This is a genomic window from Streptacidiphilus neutrinimicus (assembly GCF_000787815.1).
Lineage (GTDB): Bacteria > Actinomycetota > Actinomycetes > Streptomycetales > Streptomycetaceae > Streptacidiphilus > Streptacidiphilus neutrinimicus.
In genome coordinates, this window is sequence record NZ_BBPO01000026.1 from 64114 (window position 1) to 66162 (window position 2049).

Below are 2049 nucleotides of genomic sequence, written 5' to 3' on the forward strand. Positions count from 1 at the left end.
GGCGGGCGTACAGCTTGCGGATGTGCTTCTGGTCGAGGAAGGCGAGCACCCGCCGCTTCAGCTGCCCCGAGCCCTTGCCCGGGATGATCTCGGCGGTGGCCTCGCCCGACTGGGCGCAGGCGAAGAGGAACTGGCGCATCGCCAGCTCGATGTCGCGGTTGTTGCGGAAGATCGGGTGCAGATCGAGACTGCGCATCGGTTCAGAGCCTCACTCGCGGGGGTCGGGGCGGTCGAGGTTCCAGTGCCGGACGGTCTGGCACAGCCAGCCCTCGTCCGAGCGCTTCGGTATCAGCGACAGACGGGTGACCGTCCGCTGCCCTCCCTCGTGGTCGCCGTAGAGGAGGTCGACGTTGATCCGCTCACGGTTCTTCACCTGGTCCGCCAGGGCGGCGAAGGCCGGGTCCTGCGGGTCGCGCAGCGCCGCGTGCCAGGTACCGTGGTCGGACGGCGCGATGTACATGTCCAGGCCCTGGCGGCGGAAGCCGGACGCGTCCACGGGGGCGTCGCCCTCCCGGAGCGACCAGCCGTGGACGATACCGAGGCCCGGGCCGAGGTTGCGCAGGGCCGCGCCGAGGTAGATCGCGTCCTCGCCCAGGTGGGCGTAGCCCGCCGCGCCGGCGAGGTGGGCGCTGTGGCCGTCGGTCCAGATGAGCTTCTGCTGCGGGTCGCTGGGGCGGGCCCCGACGAGCACGGGGCGCAGCGAGACCTGGAGCGCGCGTTCCGCCGAGCGCGCCGCGCGTTCGGCGGAGCGGATGGAGGCGAAGCTGGCCACGGCCAGCACCAGCGTCCCACCTGCCGTCAGAATCGCCGATACCGTGCCCCAATCGACGCCCACCTGCGCGTTCCCCCCGATCCGCTTCGGATTCCAGCCGTCCGACGGATGGAAACCGCCGGGCGGCGGGTGATCTCATCGGACCTGCCGCAGCGTAGCCGCCCCGCGTCAGACGCACACGTTCGTGTGAGTTTCCCCGGGAGTTCCTGTGGGACACCTCCTCAGGAAACGTACTGGCGACTGAATCTCCGGTGGATCTCCGGAACGCGGCCGCGTCCGGGTGAGGGATGCTGTGTGGAATGTTTATATCCGGAGCGATCGGGGTGAACCGATCGATGCCGGACAGGCGTCCCAAGGAGCGCACAGCTGAACGATCAGCTGAAGATCCAAATCGAACAGCGCGAAAGGCAGGAACGAAGCATGGGAGCGTTGTCTCGCAGGAACGTGCTCGCCGGGGGAGCGATCGCCACGGCGGCGGCGCTGGGCGTGTCCGCCTGCGGACGCTCCGGCGGGGGCACGAGGACCGCGGGCGGGGACGGGCAGCCCGTGGGCGGGGTGTCCGGTTCGCCGAGCGCGTCACCGGTCAACCTGATCGGTGACGGGTCGATGGCCGACACAGGACCGCAGCCGAACCAGCCGGCGCCCCAGCGTCTGGAGCCGGGCCAGCGTCCGCCGCAGTTCGTGGTCTTCTCCTGGGACGGGGCCGGCGAGGACAGCAAGCAGCTGTTCTCGCACTTCCGCAGCGTCGCCCAGGAGGTCAAGGCGACGATGTCGTTCTTCCTGTCCGGCATCTACGTGCTGCCCGAGGGCAAGAAACACCTCTACCTGCCTCCGGGCCACAAGCCCGGCGCCTCCGACATCGGCTACCTCGCCGACGACCACGTGAAGATGACCTTGGAGCAGGTCCGCCAGGCGTGGCTGGAGGGCCACGAGATCGGCACCCACTTCAACGGCCACTTCTGCAGCCCCGGCACCGGTGTCGGCACCTGGACGTCGGCGCAGTGGCGCAGCGAGCTGGAGCAGGCCATCGGCTTCGTCGAGAAGTGGAAGACGAACACCGGCTTCCATGACATGGACCCGCTGCCGTTCGACTACCGCAAGGAGCTGATCGGCGGCCGCACCCCGTGCCTGCTCGGCCAGAAGCAACTGCTGCCCACGGCAGCGGCGATGGGCTGGAAGTACGACGCGAGCTCGCCGGGCGGCAACCAGATGTGGCCGAGCAAGAAGCTGGGCCTGTGGGACTTCCCGCTGCAGTCGATCCCCTTCCCCGGCCACCA

Annotated in this window: 3 protein-coding genes; 1 reads left to right on the forward strand and 2 read right to left on the reverse strand. The window is 69.5% G+C overall.

Annotation, left to right across the window (positions count from 1 at the left end):
• Both TR48_RS18340 and TR48_RS18345 read right to left on the reverse strand, forming a co-directional pair.
• Window positions 1-196: Smr/MutS family protein (locus TR48_RS18340; protein WP_042368530.1), on the reverse strand; the 196-nt coding region annotated here is incomplete at its 3' end.
• 12 nt (window positions 197-208) lie between these two features.
• A complete protein-coding gene (locus TR48_RS18345) occupies window positions 209-835 on the reverse strand; it encodes a hypothetical protein (protein ID WP_152628029.1) in 627 nt (208 codons plus the stop codon).
• A gap of 357 nt (window positions 836-1192) precedes the next feature.
• On the opposite strand from TR48_RS18345, the gene TR48_RS18350 reads away from it, so the two are divergent.
• Window positions 1193-2049: polysaccharide deacetylase family protein (locus tag TR48_RS18350; RefSeq protein ID WP_042368534.1), on the forward strand; the 857-nt coding region annotated here is incomplete at its 3' end.